The following is a 17,333-nucleotide window of genomic DNA, read 5'->3' as shown; positions in this document are numbered from 1 at the left end:
CGTGGCTCTCCCAAGGGCTGCGGGTCGGGCCAAAAGGGGTAGACCGTATTCCCAGATTTTCAGGGCGCGCGATCTGATACGCTTGGGTGGACCGACAGAGCTCCGTGCGGGGGCTCCTTGCGTGAGACCGGAAGACGGATTTTGCCGCGTGCCTTCTAGCCAGACCCCACCCCAACACATTCTCATCGTGACCTCGGGCCTTGGTGCAGGGGGCGCGGAACAGGTCATCGCGCAGTTGGCGCACCATTTGGTCGAAGCTGGCCATGAGGTGGACGTCGCCGCCTTCGACACAGATGAGGCGCGCATCTATCACGAACTGCCCCTCGTGAGCCGGGTCTTTCGGCTGGGCGGACGCTCTGGGTTCTCGGGCGTTGCAGGACGGGTCATGGCGCTGCGCGGCCTTGTTGCCCGGCGCCGTCCCGATGTCGTCCTCTCGTTCCTGACCAAGATCAACCTGGTGGCGGCCCTTGCGGTGCAGGGACATCCCGCCCGCCTGATCTGCGCCGAGCGCAACAACCCCGAGCAGCAGCAACTGCATCCCTTGTGGAACCTGGCATTGCGCTGGTTCTACCGCCGTGCCGATACCATCATCTGCCAGACCGAGGGTGTGCGCCGCTGCTTCGCGCACGACCTGCAGGGGCGGCTGGTAACGATTCCCAACCCCGTGCCCGAACCCGATGTCCTGCGCGGGGAGGGGCCCTCCTACACCGTCTGTGCGGTCGGGCGTCTTACCTACCAGAAGGGGTTTGACCGGCTGATCGAGGCCTTCGCAGACATTGCAGCCGATTACCCGGAATGGCGCGTCGCCATCTGGGGCGAAGGCCCTGATCGCGAGGCGCTTGAGGCGCGAATCCGCGAGAGGGGCATGGAGGGGCGCATTGTTCTGCGCGGACTTGGTGAAAGGCCACGCTCCTGGATCCGGGAGGCCGACCTCTTCGTACTCTCGTCGCGCTACGAGGGGTTCCCCAATGCCCTGGCCGAGGCCATGGCGGCCGGGCTCCCCGTGCTGGCAACCCGATGCGATTTCGGTCCCGAGGACATGATCTCAGACGGTGAGAACGGCCTGCTGGTCGAGGACGAGGGCACAAGCCCAGCGCTGGGCACGGCGCTTGCGCGGCTGCTTGACGATGCACCTCTGCGCGAGCGGCTGGGCAAAGCGGCGGCGTGTTCGATGCTGCGCTTTCGGCCAGCCTACGTGCTGCGTCGTTGGGACGAGGTGCTGCGGCATTCTCCCGGCCATGGTTTGTCAACAGGAGGTTCTCGGCGAGGTCCGCGTCGGGCATCGCAGGCAAAGGCGCATGCCCTGGCGAGGAGCGAATGAGCGTGCCGAGGCTGCGGGTGCTGTTCACGTCGGCGGGACGCCGGGTCGAGCTGACCCGGTGCTTCCGGCGAGCGGGCACGGCGCTGGACGTCGACCTAGAGGTGCATGCCTGCGACCTCACGCCGCACCTTAGCGCGGCATGTCTCGATGCCGATGCCAGCTTTGCCGTACCGCGCTGCACGAGCCCGGACTATGTATCCCGCCTTCTCGACTACTGCCGGTCGAACGGGATCGACCTGCTGGTGCCGACCATCGACACCGAGCTCGAGGCACTGGCCGCTTCACGTGAGGACTTCGCGGCGGCTGGAACGCTGGTTCACGTGAGCGCGCCCGAGACGATCGCCATTGTCCGTGACAAGGCCCGGACGACCGAGGTGCTTGAGCGCGCCGGTGTTCCGGTGCCGCGCACCGCGCCCATCGAGGCGGTGCGCGCGGCGCCGGGGGATTGGACCTGGCCGCTCTTCGCCAAGCCGGTCGGAGGGAGCGCCAGCCGCGGTATCGGCGTGCTGGAAGGTCCCGGTGACATCTGCGCCCTCTACGATGAGCCGATGCTGGTACAGGACCTGCTCGAAGGTCCGGAATACACGATCAACATGTACCTTGATGGCGAGGGGCACATGCTGTGCGCCATTCCCCACGAGCGTCTCTCGGTACGTGCAGGCGAAGTGGAGAAGGGGCGTACCTTGCGCGATTCCCGCATGATCGAGATCGCCGGGGCCATCGCGCGGACCCTTCCCGGCGCGCAAGGGGCGCTGTGCTTCCAGTTGATCGATGACCCCTGTCATGGGCTGCGCGTGTTCGAAATCAACGCGCGCTTCGGAGGTGGGTACCCGCTTGCCGATCATGCGGGTGGCCGCTTTGCCGAAAATCTCCTGCGCCGGATTCTGGGCCGCGCACCTGTGGACCCTTCTGATTGGCGCGCCGGGGTGACGATGGTGCGCTACGATGCGGCCCATTTCCTTGGCTGATCCGGACTTGCCCGAAGACAGCGGACGTCTCGATCTGACGGGACGTGTCCTCGTGCTCGATCTTGACGATACCCTCTACCTCGAACGCGACTTCGCCTTCAGCGGCTTTGCCGCGTTGGAGTCGCTGGTCCTTCAGCGCACGGGCCGGAAAGGCTTTGCCCGGGTTTGCTGCAGTCTGTTCGCAGCAGGCCTTCGCGGAACGATTTTCAACCAGGCCCTGGCAGAGCTGGGCGCGGAGGGCGAGGAGGACCTGATCGCTGAACTGGTCGGGGCCTACCGCGCGCATGACCCGCAGATTGCGCTCGCCCCCGACGCGGCGCGCTTTCTTGCACGGGCACCGTGCGCAAGCTGCGCGCTGATCTCGGATGGGCCTGCGGGCATGCAACGATCCAAGGTACGCGCGCTTGGCCTGGAGGTAAGGCTGGGACGGATCGTTCTGACCGGGGAACTCGGCCCCGGATGCGGCAAGCCGCACCCCCTCGGCTACACCCTTGTCGAGGAATGGTCGCAGCGCCCCCCCGAGGCGCACGTCTATATCGCGGACAACGCGGTCAAGGACTTCCTCGAGCCGCGCCGACGCGGGTGGACGACGATCCAGATCCTGCGGCCCGAACGGGTTCATCGCGGCGCGGCACCTACCCTTGCGCACCGCGCGCACCATGTCATCGGTTCGCTGGATGCGCTTGCGCTTCGCAAAGGTGCAGTGGGCGCGCGGTAAGCTCCGGGGCGGTGCCTATTCGGCAGCTTCGGATGGGCAGGCCTCGACCCGGGGCGTTTCGATCTGCGGGGCCCGGCGTTCGCCGCCCAGCATCACCCAGAACGTGCGCAGAAGGATCTGCATGTCGAGGCGCGGGCTGGCGTTGTCGATGTAGCACATGTCGAGCGCGACCTTCTCGTCAAGTGAGAGCAGGGTGTTGCCGTTGACCTGCGACCAACCGGTGAGCCCGGGACGGACGCGCGCGCGCTGGTGGCCGCGTTCGCCGAGCTGTGCGATGGTTTCGGGAAGGAGCGGGCGCGGCCCGACGAAGGCCATGTCGCCGCGCACCACATTCCACAGGCCTGGCAGTTCGTCGAGACGGCTTCGGCGCAGAAATTTGCCCAGACCCGTGACGCGCGCCTCGTCGGGTAGGGGCGCTCCCGTCGCATCGAAGGCGCTGCGCATCGAGCGCAGCTTGAAGAGCGTGAAGCGCGTTTGGTGAAGGCCGGAGCGTTCCTGCCGGAACAGGATCGGACGGCCCATGCTGAGCGCCACGCCCAGTCCCAGAACGCCGATGACGGGGGCGCAAGGGACAAGCAGCAGCGCGGCAAGCGCGCGCGTAGCCAGACGCGAGCCGCCGGGGCGGGTGGCCGGGGATGGCTCGTGCGAGGCGGTGTCCTGCAAGGGGGCGTCGGTGGGGTGGACCATGCTCCCTCAGGCCGCGCTTGGCTGGTAATCGCCGCGCGCGAACATGCGGCGGATGCGCTCACCCCAGGTCGGGATCGGCGGAATGTCGGACGTGTAGTAATCGGCCGAATAGCGGTAGAACTGCACCGAGTCCCCGTACCTGCGGCGGGCATGTTCAGCGTAGTCGACCTGGTCGAAGATGACGCCGCGGATCCTGTCGGTGTCCATGACCTCGAAGGCGGCGCGCATCTGGTCGATGGTGGTCTTGCCCCAGCGCGCGACCAGGATCGTCTGGTCGGCAAAGTCACACATGGTACGCGCATCGCGCACGGCTAGCGCGGCGGGGGCATTGATGACGATGAGGTCGAAACGTTCGCGTAGCTGTTCGAGCAGGCCGGTTAGGCGGTGGGAGGACAGGATCACGGCGGGCTCCGCAACGGGGGCCTTCGCGCTCAGGAGATAGATACGCTTTTCGCTCGGTTCGCTGCCGAGGATTGCCTCGAGATCGCGCTCGTCGCGGGCGATGTCGTCAGGCCCTTCGACCCGGCGATGCGGCAGCATCAGCCCATCGAGGTCGGCGCGGCCTGTCACGATATCGACCAGGTCCGGGGCCAGCGACTGTTCTTGCAGGCGCTGGAGCACGCCGCGCTTGCGCAGGTCGAGGTCGAGGACGACGGTGCGATCCCCCATCGCGACGCCCGCCGCTGCGAGAGAGAGCGAGACCGTCGATTTGCCATCGCCGGGAACAGGCGAACTGATCAGGACGACCTGCGAGCCCTTTCGGCCCGGGCGCAGGGCGCGCAGGTCGCAATAGGCCGAGCGCGCGACTTCGGAGAACAGCGACTGCGGTTCTGTGAGCACGACGCTGTCCTTCGGATCCTGCGAAAGTCCGTGCGCGATCTGGGGCAGCATGCCCAGGGTCGGCCGAGCGAAGAGGCGGCGGATCTGGGCGACGGTGCGCAGCTTGTTGTCCAGGAATTCGCGCGTCAGGGCCGCCATGAAGGCAAGGACGGTAGAGCCCAGGAACGCGGTGACCGTCATCTTGAGAGGGTTGGGCGCGATCGGTGCGTAGTCGGGTACCGCGGGCGAGACGATGGTCGAGGCCACGCCCTGAAGCTGCATCTGGGCACCCACCTGCTCCACGCGCTCGGCGAGGACCTTGTAGGCCGCTTCGGCAAGGTCGGACTGGCGCACCAGCTTGTCGAGCTCCACTGTGTTCTGGGCGTTGCGGTAGGCGCTGGACGACAGGCTGCCGACGACGTTCTGCAGGCGCGCGGCCATGGCGGCGGCTCCGGCCGCTTCGCTGCGGGCAAGCTGGGCCATCTTCTCACCCTCGGCACGGGCGACGGCCTGGGTCGCGGCCTGGACCTGGTTGCGTTCGCGGGCAATGCTGGTGTCGATCGTGGCGAGCTGCGAGTTGACCCGGCGCACGTCGGGGTGATTGGGCCCCAGGCTGGTGCTCAGCTTGGCCTTCTCCGCCACGAGTTCGCCGCGGCGCCTCTCCAGGGAATCGAGCGCGGTCGAGGTCGCCGTCGCCGTGCTCTGTATCTCGCTGGCGCGCGAAATTCCGGCGCTGCGGGCCGCCGAGGCATCGCGCGCGGCGTTGGCCGCTGCACTCTGGAGCGCAATGCGGTTGATCTGCTGCAGGTCCTCGGCCCCGCCAGCGCCGACAAGCATCCGGTTGCGCGTGCGGAACTCGGCGACCTTGGCCGCGGCGTCGAGGGCGGCCTGTTCGCGGGTCTGCAGCTCCTTCTCGAGCGAACCAAGAAGTTCCTGGCGCCGCTCGTTGGTCTTGGCGTTGCGCAGGATGCCAACCGAGACGGGCAACTGGTTGGCGATATCGGCGGCAAGCTCGGGCGAACGCGATGTCACCGAGATCTGGATGAGGTCGGAACCGCTTTCAGCATTGATCGCCAGCATCCCGAGCAGGTGGTTGATCGCAAGCTGCATCAAGGCCTTGCCGGTAAGGTTGTCGTTGCCCAGTTCACGGCGGAACCTCTCGTCGTTCAGGAGGTCGAGGTCCTTGATGATCTGGCCCGCCACCGAGCGCGAGCGGTGCAGGCGCACCGTGTTCGCGACACGCTCGGCGTTGCGCGAGTTGACGTCGGCCTGGTTGGTGCCGACCTCGTCGATCAGTTCGACCTGGACGTTGGAACTGGACTGGTAGAGCGGGGGCGAGGCCAGTTGCTGGGCGAGCACGAGCACGGTGATCACGCTGACAATGGCGAGGATCATGCCCCGATAGCGGTGGAACAGCCGCACCAGGTCCTGCGGTCCGATTTGCTCGGAAGCTGCGCCCATCGCGCTTCCTTCCGGCTGCGGGGATGTGCGGTGCAGCGCAACCGAAGCGTCAGGGTCGTGATGTGCGATCGACGTCGACATTTCCGCTCTCCTCGGGCTGGCCGCGCAGGCCATCCGATGTGTGTGGTGTCAGGAGGGGGCAGTATGGTTCACCGCCCAGCCGGAACAAATCGCGCATCCGGAAGGGGGCCTGCTCCTTTTCTGGCTAGTCCTTATGGGCAGGACTGGAACGAAGGAGGGACTTGTAGAGGTCGAAATGGCGCTGCGCGGAGCCCTCCAGGCTGTAGCTCTGGCTCGTTGCGAGCGCGCCTTGCGAGTAGGAGTGGTAGTAATAGGCGTTGTGGGCAAGACGGGCGATCGCGTTGGCGAAGGAGGCCGGCTTGTCGAGCGCGCACAGCGCGCCGTTGCGGCCGGGCACGACCAGCCCGCGATTGCCGTTGACATCGCTGGCAACCACGGGAAGTCCCATCGACATGGCTTCGTGGATCGCGATCGATGCGCCCTCGTAGCGAGAGGTGTTGAGGTAGATGTCACTGGCGGCCAAAAGATCGCGGATGTCGGCGCGTTCCCCCAGGAACTGCACCATGTCGGCAAGGCCAAGGGCATCGACCTTGCCGCGCAGCCGCTCCAGGTCCGTGCCGCCGCCCGCCACGCGGAGGCAGAAGACGGGCTCGGTTCCGGGGCGGTACTGGCGCAGGACACGCGCGACTTCGATCAGCAGGTCGTAGTTCTTCTGGTCCGAGATCGCACCCACAGTCAGGATGCGGCAGGGCGTGCCCACGCTCTCTCGCGGGGCCTTGGCGCGATAGCTGGCGGCCGGCGCATTGGGGATCAGCGAGAAGGGGCGGCGCGAGAGGTCGCGATAGAGCGATGCGGTCTCGTTGCTGATCGCGACATAGTGCGCGACCACGTGGTCGAGGAAGCGGAATGCTGCTGGCGGAAAAGAGAGACGGCTGTTGTGGTGGGTGAAGACGACGGGCCCGCCAAATCCCGAAAAGGCGAGCATTAGGACGGCCCGCACCGTATGGGCATGGACGATGTGGGGGCGCGTTTCATGCAGGTGGCGCCGCAGCGCGCGCACCCCTTCGATCATTCCGCGCCGCCGGGTCAGGGCAAGGCTGTCGAAGTGCGCGCCGGCTTTCGTGATGCGTTGCTGCAGTTCGGCTTCCATGGCTTGCGAGTTGCCCAGGGTCTGGGCATCGCACAGCGCGGTGACGCAGGCGCGCGCGCCAAGCCCGGCATAGGCCTGGTTGAGATTGGTGATGAGGATTTCCGCGCCGCCCGAGGTCAGGCTGGTGAGGATCGAGCAGATCCGCAGCGGCTCGGACCCGGCCACGATCCTCGGGGCGGGCGATGACGTGGGCACGGGCGGCTGGGAGCGGACGACGAATTTGCCCCGGGGGGCCTGAAGAGTCATGGCAGGGGCTCCTTGGTCGAGGCGGTCACAGGTTCCGGGCGTCGGCTGGCGGCGAGGCGGCCATGGAGCGCGATATCGAAGGCGAGGACCAGCATGAGGCCAAAAACGATGTGGGCGAAGTTGGCCCCGATCGCGCCGTAGCGCGGGACCATGAGGGTGGCCGTGATGAAGAAGGCGAGGGTGGCCAGAACACTGCAGGCCAGAACGAAGCTCGGCCGGTTCATCGCCAGAAGCGCCGAGCGGGCCGGGGCCGCATGCAGCATCAGCATGATCGCGACGAGCTGGGCGAGGAGCAGCGCGAAGCTTCCCGAAAAGGCATTGCCGAAGACCAATTCAAGAAGTGGGCGGCCCATCAGCCAGCACAGCGCAAGCGCGACAAGTCCGATCCCGCCCAGGGCCAGTTGCAGCATCGTCACCAGGCGCCGCACGCCCTTGCGCGAGGACTGGTTCCACAGCCGCGCCAGATCGGGATAGATGATCGTCTGGAGCAGGTCGCCCGCGGTCTGGACGACTTTCGCGATGCGCCGCGAGAGATAGTAGAGGCCCGCCGCGGCGGGTCCGGCCAGGGTGCTGACAAGCAGCGTGTCCATCTCGTGGGTCAGGGTGCGCAGGCCCGAGGACAGGTTCGTCGAGATCGCAAAGCGCAGGAAACCGGGGAACTTGCTGGGCAGACGGCGCTTGTCCGCGCGCCAGGGGCTGGGGATGCCGGTCTGTTTCAGGGTACGCAGCCCCAGCGCATTGAACAGGAGGGAATCGAAGAGCTGGGACACAGTCCAGGCCACTACGAATTCGGTGATCCCACGATCCAGGACATAGAGCAGGCAGGCGAGCGTCAGGCGTAGCAGAACGGCGGCCATCTGCACGTAGGCGAGCACGCGGAAGCGCCCGGCAAGGCGCAGGGCCGCGCTCGCCATGCCGCGCAGGTTTCCGGCAATTGCAAGCGCATAGATTGCCACGAGGAAGCGCGCGTCGCCATCGAGGCCAAGCAGGGGCCCTGCCACCAGCGCGACCGCCACGGCAAGCAGTGCAGCGCCCAGCGCGCTGGCGATGTCGAGAAGGAGGCCATAGGCGTAGAGCGAGGCAAGGCGTTCGGGCGAGGCGCTCTCTTCCTCGGCTGCGACGAAGCGGATCAGCGGTTGCCAGGATTCGAAGCGGACCAGGCGTTCGCAGGTGCGCGAGATGGTGAGGACGATCACGAAAGTCCCGAAGGCCTGGGTGCCCAGCGCCCGGGTCGCGATCGCCAGCGTCGCCATCATCAGCATCGCGGCGCCAAGGCTTCCCGACATGAGGTGGGCCAGGCTGATCAGACGCGGGCGGATGAGCGTGCTGCGCTGCCAGCGTGCGCGCAGAGAGGCTCGCGGAGCGCCGGTGGCCGAGGTACGGGCATGGCGGCACGAGCCGTGCGGCGTTGGGCTGATGAGGTCCGTCATCTCAGGTCAGCTGCTGGTGGCGGGAGCCGGACGCAAGCCCCGGCCCAGGCCCGTATGCCATCCGGTCGCCGCCTGCGGCCAGTCCCTGTGCCGAGCGCGTCGCGATCCAGGCCAGCGCGAACATCAACATGACAGGGCCATTCCAGAGCCGGGCAAACATGTGCGGCAAGGACATGGTGTAGATGAAGAACACGGCCAGGATCGCGAGGCAGGAAATGCCCTCGATCCGGCTCACGCCCGCGATGGCCTTGCCCTGGAGGAGAAGCGCCAGCGCCATCAGGCACAGGCCGAGGAAGGAGACGATCCCGCCCTCGTTCAGGACCAGCAGGTAAAGCTGGTGAACCGGCATCCCGTGGGGGCTCGCGACACGGTATCCGTCGCTGCCAAGGCCTATGAGCAGATGGTCGTCGGCCAGTTGCCAGGCCTCGACGATCAGTGCCGAGCGGCCCACAAACGTCCCGGCCCGGGTCGGATCTCCGGTCATGAGGGCCTCGCCGACACGCTCTTCGAAGATACTGGGCACCGGACCGCCTAGGCTGGTGTAGGCCAGCACGATCAGGGCAAGGGGGACGGCGATGCGCACGAAGGTGCCCAGCCGCGAGAGGCCCAGCACGAAGCCGCAGGCAAGCAGGGCGGCGAACGTGCCGGTAAAGGTGGCGGAATAGACCAGCCCTGCGATCACGCAGAGCGCGAGGATCAGCGCGTAGATCGTGCCAAGCCGTCCGGTCATCACACCCCGGATGAGGAAGATCAGCGCGAAGGCGCAGACCGCGCCATTGGAATTGGGCTCTCCGGTCATCGCGCCCAGACGCCCGTTCCCATAGACGACATGCTCATTCACCAGCGCGCTGACCTGTGCGCGGTCGAACAGGGTTATGAGCGTGATGCCGATGACCTGCGAGACCGCCACGCCCAGAATGTAGGCCGTCGCGCAGCGTTCGAGAACGGGGCGGGAACACGAAGTCAGGAGCATTGGCACCAGCAGCATGGCAAAGGCATATTGCCCCGCCACGATTGGCCAGCGCATGAAATCGCCGTGGACGAGCGAGCCGACCAGCATCCCGCCCAGCAGCATCGTTAGCCCGGCAACCCACAGCGCGGTGTAGCGTGCGAACATGCGCGCGTTGAGGCCACCTGTGACGAGCGCGAGGGCAAGGGCCGTGAACAGCGCGACATCGGAGATCGAGATGTTCATTCCCGGCAAGCGACCAGCTTGCCACCAGGACAGGAAGAAGGCCGCTCCGGGCAGGAGGAGGCCAAGAGCCCGTTCCTGGCGTGAACGTGGGACCGGGATGGACGGCGCCCATTCCGAGGGGGGGCGCACGCCTGCCGGGCGCGTGTCGCTGCCGCCGAGAGATGCGCAAGGGGAAGGGCTGGTGGCCATGACGCAAGCATGAAACGCACGGGGCCGGCAGGCAAAGGCGAGTGTGGAGAATGCGCGGCGCATTGTCGGTAACGCCAAAGGGGCATCGCGACGGGTGCATTATACCCAAAGGATAGCTTGTCCGGGGGGCAGGGCGCACCCACACTTGGCCGGTCGCGTGGAGCCGCGTCTTGACCCAGACGCACGGGCGTACACGCGGCGCGCAGGCCTCCGGGGGAGAGCCCGAAGCTCATGGGCGAAGGCGCGAGCCTCATCCGCGCGGTGCCTGACCTCGCATCCTGTTCCGATCGCGTATGCGCCAGCCGGTCGGCAACCTTTCACCTGAAGCTGGCGCGAACGGGAGAGCGCGGTGCGTACAGCAAAGCAGGAACGGGCGAGCACGGATCGCGCGCAGCGGCCCCTGGAGGGGCGGTTCACGGCGAAGCGCGGGCTTGTGTTCGCAGGGCTTGTCGGCCTGGCGCTCACCGATTGCGCGCCGCCAAGCGCGGCAGCTTCGGCCCCGGTCGTGCGCACGCCCGCGGGGCAGAAGGCCTTTCCCGGCGCCATGGGGTATGGTGCGGTCAGCGCCGGAGGGCGCGGGGGGCGGATCATCTATGTCACGACACTTGCCGATGGCGGTCCCGGATCGCTGCGCTCGTGTATCGACTACAAGTTCCCGCGGGTCTGCGTCTTCCGCGTGAACGGGGTGATCCGCTTCACCCAGCGCCCGCCGCGCATCCGCTATCCCTACATCACCATCGCCGGACAGACCGCGCCGGGCGGCGGCATCACGCTCAGCCACAACGGCGGAGCCAACGGGCAGACGCCGCTCGTCATCAAGAACTCGCACGATGTGGTCGTGCGCCACATCCGCGTGCGCAACGACAAGGCGGGCAAGTACCGCGGCGCCGAGGACAACATCACGATCGAAAACAGCTCCAAGGTAATCATCGACCACGTCAGCACCTCGTGGTCGCGCGACGAGGGGATCAATGGCTATGCCGACAACGATCTCGTCACGATCAGCAACTCGATCTTCGCCTGGGGCATCCCCAAGCATGACAAGTGCGCGCTGCTTGCCAGCGACCCGAAGGACAAGCAGAACCTCAGCTTCATCAACAACATCTGCGCGCACAACGGCGACCGCAATCCCGACATCAATTTCCCCAGAGGCTCGTGCGTCGAGGTCGTGAACAACATCCTCTACAACGCCCAGTCGGAATTTGCGGAGGTCTGGGAGACCTATGGCGGCTCGCCAGTCTCGATCGTCAGCAACACGTTCCTGGCGGGCAACAACACCAACACCAACAGCCGGGGCATCGCGCGCGAGACGATTGGATCGACCGGCCGCGCCCAGATCTACCTCTGGGGCAACAAGTACGAAGGCAACTTCAAGCACATCAGCCCCGAGGTCGATGTCGCGCGGGTGCCCGATGGCCCGTGTCCGCTGACCGTCACGCCGCAGACCGCCAATGCCTCGTTCTACACCGTGCTTGCCCGTTCGGGTGCGTTCCCGCGCGATGACATCGATGACGAGATCCTGTCCGACGTGCGCAACCGCACCGGACAGATTGGTTCTCCTGCCCCCGCGCTTCCCTACCAGCCCGCCGCGAACCCCTATCCCGATGCGGACAAGGACGGCATGGACGATAGCTGGGAGGCCAGCCATGGCGCCAATCCCGCTAAGTCGGATGCCTGGGCCGATGCCAACGGCAACGGGGTCTCCAACTTCGAGGACTTCCTGACATCGCGCGAGCGGGGCTTCGGGCTGTGAGCGGCCTCGCCAGCGCGCAGCTCGCCTCCGTACCATCGGTCGGCCGCGCCCGCGCGCAGGGTCGTCCGCTGACGATCTGTTTTCCCTTCAGCGGGGACGAGCTTGGCGGCAGCCACATGTCGGTGCGCGGGCTCCTCGAGCAACTCGATCCGACCCGTTACCACGCCCTGATCGTGCCCGAGAGGCCGGGCGGGGATATCGCCGAGTTCTTTGCGTCCTGGCCGCAGGCCGCCGATCCCGCACCACCGCGCCAGTCGCTCGTGCCCGGAGCTCGGATCGGTCCGGCCAAGGCGCTTGGCGCGCTTGCCGGGGTGCGGGCGCGAAGCCGCTTTCTGCAGGCGCGGGGCGTGGATATCGTTCACAGCAACGACGGGCGCAGCCATGCGGCCTGGGCGCTGGCCGCGCACCTCGCGGGAAGCCGGTTGCTGTGGCACCACCGCGGCGATCCATCCGCGCGGGGGCTGCGCTACGTCGCGCCGTTCCTGGCCGACCGGATCCTGACCGTGTCCCGCTTCTCTCTGCCTGCACAAGGCTCGCGCGCCGCACAGCGCGCGCAGGTCGTCCACAGCCCCTTCGACACGCAGGTTGAGGCCAGCCGGGAGACCATGCGGGCCCGAATCCTCGAACATATCGGAGCCCCGGCCAACGCGGTCCTGTGCGGCTATTTCGGGAACTTCATCGAACGAAAGCGCCCGATGGGCTTTCTCGACACGGTCGAGGAACTGGGGCGTCTGGTCGATAGACCTGTCCACGGGCTGCTCTTCGGCGACCCGCGCAACACCGAATACGGGGAGCTTCTGCCCGAGCGTGCCGCGCGGATCGGAGGCAATGCGCGGGCGCACATGATGGGGTTCCGATCACCCGGTCACGCCTGGCTGGCGGGGTGTGACGTGCTGCTGGTGCCCGCCTCGCGTGAGCCGCTGGGACGCACGCTGGTCGAGGCGATGCTGGTGAAGACGCCTGTCGTGGCGACCCGTTCGGGGGGCAATCCCGAGGCGCTTGAAGGCGACTGCGGGATGCTGTGTGATCTCGATGATCCTGCGGGAATGGCCCGCGCCGTCGCGCGCCTTCTTGCCGAGCCCGAGCAGCGCCAGGCCATGTGCTTGCGGGCGCAAGTCGCGGCCCGCGCGCGCTTCTCGCGCGAGCACCATGCCGAGCAGGTGGCGGCGGTCTATGCCGAGCTTGCCGCGCCATGATGTGAGGCGGGGGGGGGGCAGGGGCCCCGGGTTGATCGGTGCTGGCCTCTTCAGAACCGGGCGCGCAGGCTGAAGCCGGCGCGAAAGCGTTCGAAACGTGCTGCGAACCGTTCGCTCGTGCGCTTGGAGAACTGGGCGTCGAGACTGATTGAGATATTGCGGGCGATCACGTGCTCGATCTCGCCCGATACGGTCGCGGTGTCTTCGCTTATCCCGGTGCCCACGAACTTGCTGCGCCGGAAGCTGCCACTCAACTTGGCGAACAGGTTGTGCCGTATTTCCTGCTCGGCGGTGAGCCGCAAGCGGGTGTCGGTACGTCCCTGCGCGCCGGTGCGGAAGGTCGCAACATCGCCGTTGAAGGCATCAAGAAGGAGCGCGGTGCGCCGCGAAGGGCGGTAGATCAGGGCGCCCGAGACCGACAGGCCGGTGCGGCCGGGCGCGGTCGGCTCGTCAGGGTCATAGCGAAAGACACCTACGCCCAGACGCCCTTCGAAGAGCCCTCCAGGTTCGACGTTGAGCCCGAGCTGGCCGCCGTAGGTCGTCGTATCCCGTTCGAAACCGGCCGGGGTTCGCGAAAGGCGGAACTCGCGGCGATTGACGAAGGTGCTGGCGGTGACGAACACGGTGCCTCCCACGCGAAGGCCCACGGCCGCCTGGCCGTTGTAGGCGGAGAAATCGCGGTCGGCGTCGATGCCGGACAGAGCATCGAAGCGAGTTGCACTGGCCTGGAGATCGAACAGGAGACGCCCGGGCTGCGTGCGCAGGTGAAACTCGGTGGCCAGGATGTCGAACCGGCGCGGGCCGCGATCCGGGTTGGTACGGGCTTCGGAATCGCTGCGATCCTCGACCGCGCGTTGCAGGCTGGCGCCAAGTGAATAGAGCGAGGTGCGGGAGGGGGACCACTTCACCGTTGCATCCAGACGCCAGCGTTCGGAATTCTCGGTGCTCCGGCTCGCGTAGCGGCGCACGGTTCCCGTAACCCCGCCCGTCAGCGTAACGGGCCCAGGGCTGCTGTCGGCGCGCACTTCACCCGAGAAATCGGCGTAGACATCGTCGTACCGTTCGATGGGCGCGGCGTAGATGTTGCTGTCGTAGTTCAGCCGGACATTGGCGTTGGTGGTCAGGCTGAGGCCGCCCAGGCGGATCGGTTGCGCCCGGTATTCGGGATCGTCGGGATAGACCGTGGGTGCAGTACTTCCGAGGGTTTCGGTCTGCGCACGGGCAGGGGCGGCAAGGGCGCCCAGGGCACCCAGGTCGAGGACGAGCGCGGAGAGCGCGAGACGGGCCTTCATGGTCAGAACCAGCGTTCGAAGACCTGGATTCTGTCACCGGGTTGTATCGGTGTCGTCTCGGTTGCCTTGGCGATGATGTCCCGCCCGTCGACCGAGCGCGTGATCGAGACCTTTCCGGTCGAGGCGCGGTACGTGTACCCGCCTGCGGCGGAGAGAGCGGCAAGCACGGTCATGCCGTGGCGATAAGGAAACTCGCCCGGCCGGTTGACTTCGCCGGTCACGTAGAAGGGGCGAAGTTCGATCGGGCGGACATTGACCACCGGCTCACCGACGAGGATGCCTTGGGAAAGAAGCCGGCCCGCGATGCCCTGTTCGATCTCGCGGTAGCTGAGCCCGGCGACCGGCATCGTCTTGACGTAGGGCATCGAGATCGTGCCCGTCTCCTCGACGACGTAGTCGCCGCTGGCGTCCTCGAGCTCCTGTATCGCGACGTGGATCTTGTCACCCGCGGCCACCTGGTAAGGAGCTGCTTCCATCTCGGCGAGCGCGGGCAACGATCCGGTAGGCGAAGTGCAACCGGCGAGCGCCATGGCGGTAACCGTGCAGACAAGAACGGAGGTCTTTGCGAAGAGATGTCGGCGAGGCGCGGGGGCGGTCATGCTCGGCTCCTGAAACGGCTGGCCCGGCCCGCGCGTGCCATGCGGCGCAAGGGGGCAGGACCAATGAACGGGTAGGATGAGCACAGGCTAACCTGTATCGGCCTGAATCGGAGGTGCTATTCAGGGCTAGATACCCCCGAATTCGAACAGGGTGCTACCTATTCTGGAGCCGGGGCGCGGACACGAGGCATTACCTCGAGGCCTGCGCGGGGATCGGGGTCCGGGCACTTTGCCAGCAGTCGAGGGAGCGTTCGATGAGCGTACCCAGCCTTTGCGTGTCGGGCGCGTAGAACTCGCATAGCCGCGCGCGCAGGCTCGTGCTCAGGGGCGGATAGCGCATTTCCTGGGCGAGGAGCGAGCGCGCGCCTTCGAAGATGGGGGTGCCCCGCAAGGGGCGCGCGGCATCCTTGAAGGGAGCCAGCATCCGGCGCAGCGGCAGGGGCAGGATCATTGTCCGGCTCGAATTCTCGTGCGTGGTGTCGATGGTGTCGGGAAGTGTCGGCTCCAGGCCGATATGGCGGGACACCTCGGCGAGGACCTCGCGTGGGCGCTCGTCGAGATCCTCGTGCAGGTAGACCCGGATCTGCTCGCGCGGGAAGACCTCCAGCCAGCGGTCGAGGTGGCGGGCATAGAGGCCATCCTCGAGAAAGCGCGGGTGCGGATTGGCGAGATCGACCAGATAGTCCTCGGGCGGTCCGGTGACGGTGCCGCGCCGGTAGAACATCTTGTAATCCGAATAGGCTCTCTCGACCGGATCGCGCAGCATCACGACGAGACGGGCATGGGGGAGCATTCGGGCCAGCCGCGCGGGCGCTTCGGGATGGGCAAGGTAGTCGGCGGACTTTTCCCCGATGCAGGTGACGCCCTCGGGGATCTCGTTGAAAAAGCCGCGGTAATGGTCTTCGCCTTCGGCGTAGTATGTGCTGAAGTAATGGGGTTCGGGATCGGGCATGTAGACAGTCGGATTTTCCTGGAGCCGAGCCTGGATCCAGGTCGTCGCAGCCTTGGCCGCGCCGATCACCACGAAGTCGGGTTGCCACCTGGGCTCGGAGCGTGCGCGCGATACCGCCATTAGGTCACCACCTCGGCCAGAGCCTCGCCGATGCGCTGCATGTCGCGGGGCGAAAGGGTGTGGTCGCAGGGAAACATGAGGGTGCGTGCGCCAAGTGCGTTGGCGGCTTCCAGCGCGCCGTCACACCGAAACGGCTGGGCGTCGAGTGCGCGCTCGCGGCTCATGTCCGGGCACGATCCGCTGGCCGCCGGAATGCCTCTTTCGTGCAGAGCCGCGATGATATCGAGCCGGCGTTCGGCCAGATCGGGGGCGAGCTGGACATAGAACTTGTACCAGGCGTGGCGCACATGCTCGGGCGGCGCGGGAGGCGCGATGCCGGAAAGCGGAGCAAGGGCGGTGCAGAGCGCCTGTGCATTCGCACGCCGCTGCGTGAGCCAGTCCTCCAGCTTGGTGAGTTGGCGACGGCCGATCGCGGCCTGCATCTCGGTCATCCGGTGATTCGAGCCCGGCCGGGCGTGGACATAGCGGAATTCCCCAGGCCTCCCCTTGCCATCGCGCAGCATGGCAAGGTCCTTGCCGTGATCCTTGATCGACCAGCCCGTCTCCCAGGCATCTCTCTCGCGCAGCAGGATCATGCCCCCTTCGCCGCCGGTCGACATGATCTTGTCGGTGCAGAACGAGAACGAGGCGGCGGTGCCGAACGAGCCGACCCGGCGCCCGTGCCACTGGGCCCCGTGCGCCTGCGCGCAGTCTTCGAGGAGCGCGAGGCCATGGCGTGCGCATAGCGCCACGAGCCGGTCCATATCGCAGGGCCATCCGGCATGGTGGACGCAGATGACCGCACGTGTGCGTGCACCGACGAGGCGTTCGACCGAGACCGGATCGATGTTCTGGCTGTCGGGCTCCACATCGGCGAAGGCAAGGCTCCCCCCCACCGCGAGCACTGCGCTGGCGGTGGCAAAGAAGCTGCGGGCCGGCACGATGACCTCGTCGCCCGGCCCGATGTCCAGCGCCTTGAGGGCGATCTCGAGCGAGACAGTGCCATTGGCGACGCATATGCCGTGCGGCATACCGTTGTAGGCGGCGAACTCCTGCGCGAAGCTGCGGGTCTCATCGCCGTGCACGAGTGCGTTTACCCGCCCGGATTGCAGGACTTCGCTCACGGCTGCAATTTCGTCGGCCTCGTGGCACGGCCAGCCGGATTTCAGGGGCTGAGGGGCCGAATGCGAGGGCTGTGCATCGGCAAGAACATGGGATGCCATGCGTTCCGGGCTCC

Annotated in this window: 14 protein-coding genes; 5 read left to right on the top strand and 9 right to left on the bottom strand. The window is 66.8% G+C overall.

Annotated features, from left to right (window positions below; genetic code table 11):
• The first annotated feature begins 148 nt into the window (after positions 1–148).
• From LC060_RS16125 to LC060_RS16115, 3 genes are read left to right on the top strand one after another with little or no spacing between them, the layout of a single operon-like run.
• Positions 149–1,321 carry a glycosyltransferase family 4 protein gene (locus LC060_RS16125; protein ID WP_226637318.1) on the top strand — a complete coding sequence of 391 codons (1,173 nt, stop codon included), beginning with the start codon at positions 149–151 and terminating at the stop codon, positions 1,319–1,321.
• Positions 1,318–2,289, top strand: coding sequence for an ATP-grasp domain-containing protein (locus tag LC060_RS16120; RefSeq protein ID WP_226637317.1), 972 nt, complete (start codon positions 1,318–1,320; stop codon positions 2,287–2,289). The genes LC060_RS16125 and LC060_RS16120 overlap by 4 nt, the downstream gene beginning before the upstream one ends.
• The gene (locus tag LC060_RS16115; protein ID WP_226637315.1) at positions 2,267–3,007 is read left to right on the top strand and encodes an HAD family hydrolase; all 741 of its coding nucleotides are present in this window, start codon (positions 2,267–2,269) and stop codon (positions 3,005–3,007) included. The genes LC060_RS16120 and LC060_RS16115 overlap by 23 nt, the downstream gene beginning before the upstream one ends.
• 15 nt (positions 3,008–3,022) lie before the next feature.
• Here the strand turns inward: LC060_RS16115 and LC060_RS16110 are convergent, their stop codons facing one another.
• The 5 genes from LC060_RS16110 to LC060_RS16090 all read right to left on the bottom strand — a co-directional run bounded on the left by LC060_RS16110 (position 3,023) and on the right by LC060_RS16090 (position 10,205).
• Positions 3,023–3,694, bottom strand: coding sequence for a sugar transferase (locus LC060_RS16110; RefSeq protein WP_226637313.1), 672 nt, complete (start codon positions 3,692–3,694; stop codon positions 3,023–3,025).
• Between the two features lie 6 nt (positions 3,695–3,700).
• A complete protein-coding gene (locus LC060_RS16105; protein ID WP_226637311.1) occupies positions 3,701–6,055 on the bottom strand; it encodes a GumC family protein in 2,355 nt (784 codons plus the stop codon).
• A gap of 124 nt (positions 6,056–6,179) precedes the next feature.
• Complete coding sequence (locus LC060_RS16100) at positions 6,180–7,391, bottom strand: glycosyltransferase (RefSeq protein WP_226637309.1); 1,212 nt, start codon at positions 7,389–7,391, stop codon at positions 6,180–6,182.
• Entirely contained in the window at positions 7,388–8,821 is a 1,434-nt protein-coding gene (locus tag LC060_RS16095) for a lipopolysaccharide biosynthesis protein (protein ID WP_226637307.1), read from the bottom strand. The genes LC060_RS16100 and LC060_RS16095 overlap by 4 nt, the downstream gene beginning before the upstream one ends.
• Before the next feature lies 1 nt (position 8,822).
• Entirely contained in the window at positions 8,823–10,205 is a 1,383-nt protein-coding gene (locus LC060_RS16090) for an O-antigen ligase family protein (RefSeq protein WP_226637305.1), read from the bottom strand.
• A gap of 349 nt (positions 10,206–10,554) precedes the next feature.
• On the opposite strand from LC060_RS16090, the gene LC060_RS16085 reads away from it, so the two are divergent.
• Together LC060_RS16085 and LC060_RS16080 are read left to right on the top strand one after the other, a co-directional pair.
• On the top strand, positions 10,555–11,958 hold the full coding sequence (locus LC060_RS16085; protein ID WP_226637303.1) for a polysaccharide lyase family 1 protein: 1,404 nt from the start codon (positions 10,555–10,557) through the stop codon (positions 11,956–11,958).
• Positions 11,955–13,154 carry a glycosyltransferase family 4 protein gene (locus tag LC060_RS16080; RefSeq protein ID WP_226637302.1) on the top strand — a complete coding sequence of 400 codons (1,200 nt, stop codon included), beginning with the start codon at positions 11,955–11,957 and terminating at the stop codon, positions 13,152–13,154. Before LC060_RS16085 ends, LC060_RS16080 begins: the two co-directional genes overlap by 4 nt.
• Positions 13,155–13,204: 50 nt before the next feature.
• On the opposite strand, the gene LC060_RS16075 is transcribed toward LC060_RS16080, so the two are convergent.
• The 4 genes from LC060_RS16075 to LC060_RS16060 all read right to left on the bottom strand — a co-directional run bounded on the left by LC060_RS16075 (position 13,205) and on the right by LC060_RS16060 (position 17,319).
• Positions 13,205–14,446, bottom strand: a complete 1,242-nt coding sequence (locus LC060_RS16075) for an outer membrane beta-barrel protein (RefSeq protein ID WP_226637300.1) — start codon at positions 14,444–14,446, stop codon at positions 13,205–13,207.
• 2 nt (positions 14,447–14,448) lie between these two features.
• A complete protein-coding gene (locus tag LC060_RS16070) occupies positions 14,449–15,045 on the bottom strand; it encodes a polysaccharide biosynthesis/export family protein (protein ID WP_226637298.1) in 597 nt (198 codons plus the stop codon).
• 190 nt (positions 15,046–15,235) lie between these two features.
• A complete protein-coding gene (locus LC060_RS16065) occupies positions 15,236–16,117 on the bottom strand; it encodes a sulfotransferase (RefSeq protein ID WP_226637296.1) in 882 nt (293 codons plus the stop codon).
• Positions 16,117–17,319 (bottom strand): DegT/DnrJ/EryC1/StrS family aminotransferase, encoded by a 1,203-nt coding sequence (locus tag LC060_RS16060; protein WP_226637294.1) that lies wholly within the window; start codon positions 17,317–17,319, stop codon positions 16,117–16,119. The genes LC060_RS16065 and LC060_RS16060 overlap by 1 nt, the downstream gene beginning before the upstream one ends.
• Between the last annotated feature and the right edge of the window lie 14 nt (positions 17,320–17,333).

The sequence above is a fragment of the Novosphingobium profundi genome (assembly GCF_020524485.1).
In the GTDB taxonomy this organism is placed as follows: Bacteria; Pseudomonadota; Alphaproteobacteria; order Sphingomonadales; family Sphingomonadaceae; genus Novosphingobium; species Novosphingobium profundi_A.
This window is presented reverse-complemented; position numbering and strand designations above follow the sequence as displayed.

What these genes read in the sequence shown, in the direction of transcription:
- LC060_RS16120 (WP_226637317.1), top strand. Translation starts at nt 1,318, where the DNA reads ATGAGCGTGCCGAGGCTGCGGGTGCTGTTCACGTCGGCGGGACGCCGG.
- LC060_RS16115 (WP_226637315.1), top strand. Translation starts at nt 2,267, where the DNA reads ATGCGGCCCATTTCCTTGGCTGATCCGGACTTGCCCGAAGACAGCGGA.
- LC060_RS16110 (WP_226637313.1), bottom strand. Translation starts at nt 3,694, where the DNA reads ATGGTCCACCCCACCGACGCCCCCTTGCAGGACACCGCCTCGCACGAG.
- LC060_RS16105 (WP_226637311.1), bottom strand. Translation starts at nt 6,055, where the DNA reads ATGTCGACGTCGATCGCACATCACGACCCTGACGCTTCGGTTGCGCTG.
- LC060_RS16100 (WP_226637309.1), bottom strand. Translation starts at nt 7,391, where the DNA reads ATGACTCTTCAGGCCCCCCGGGGCAAATTCGTCGTCCGCTCCCAGCCG.
- LC060_RS16095 (WP_226637307.1), bottom strand. Translation starts at nt 8,821, where the DNA reads ATGACGGACCTCATCAGCCCAACGCCGCACGGCTCGTGCCGCCATGCC.
- LC060_RS16090 (WP_226637305.1), bottom strand. Translation starts at nt 10,205, where the DNA reads ATGGCCACCAGCCCTTCCCCTTGCGCATCTCTCGGCGGCAGCGACACG.
- LC060_RS16075 (WP_226637300.1), bottom strand. Translation starts at nt 14,446, where the DNA reads ATGAAGGCCCGTCTCGCGCTCTCCGCGCTCGTCCTCGACCTGGGTGCC.
- LC060_RS16070 (WP_226637298.1), bottom strand. Translation starts at nt 15,045, where the DNA reads ATGACCGCCCCCGCGCCTCGCCGACATCTCTTCGCAAAGACCTCCGTT.
- LC060_RS16065 (WP_226637296.1), bottom strand. Translation starts at nt 16,117, where the DNA reads ATGGCGGTATCGCGCGCACGCTCCGAGCCCAGGTGGCAACCCGACTTC.
- LC060_RS16060 (WP_226637294.1), bottom strand. Translation starts at nt 17,319, where the DNA reads ATGGCATCCCATGTTCTTGCCGATGCACAGCCCTCGCATTCGGCCCCT.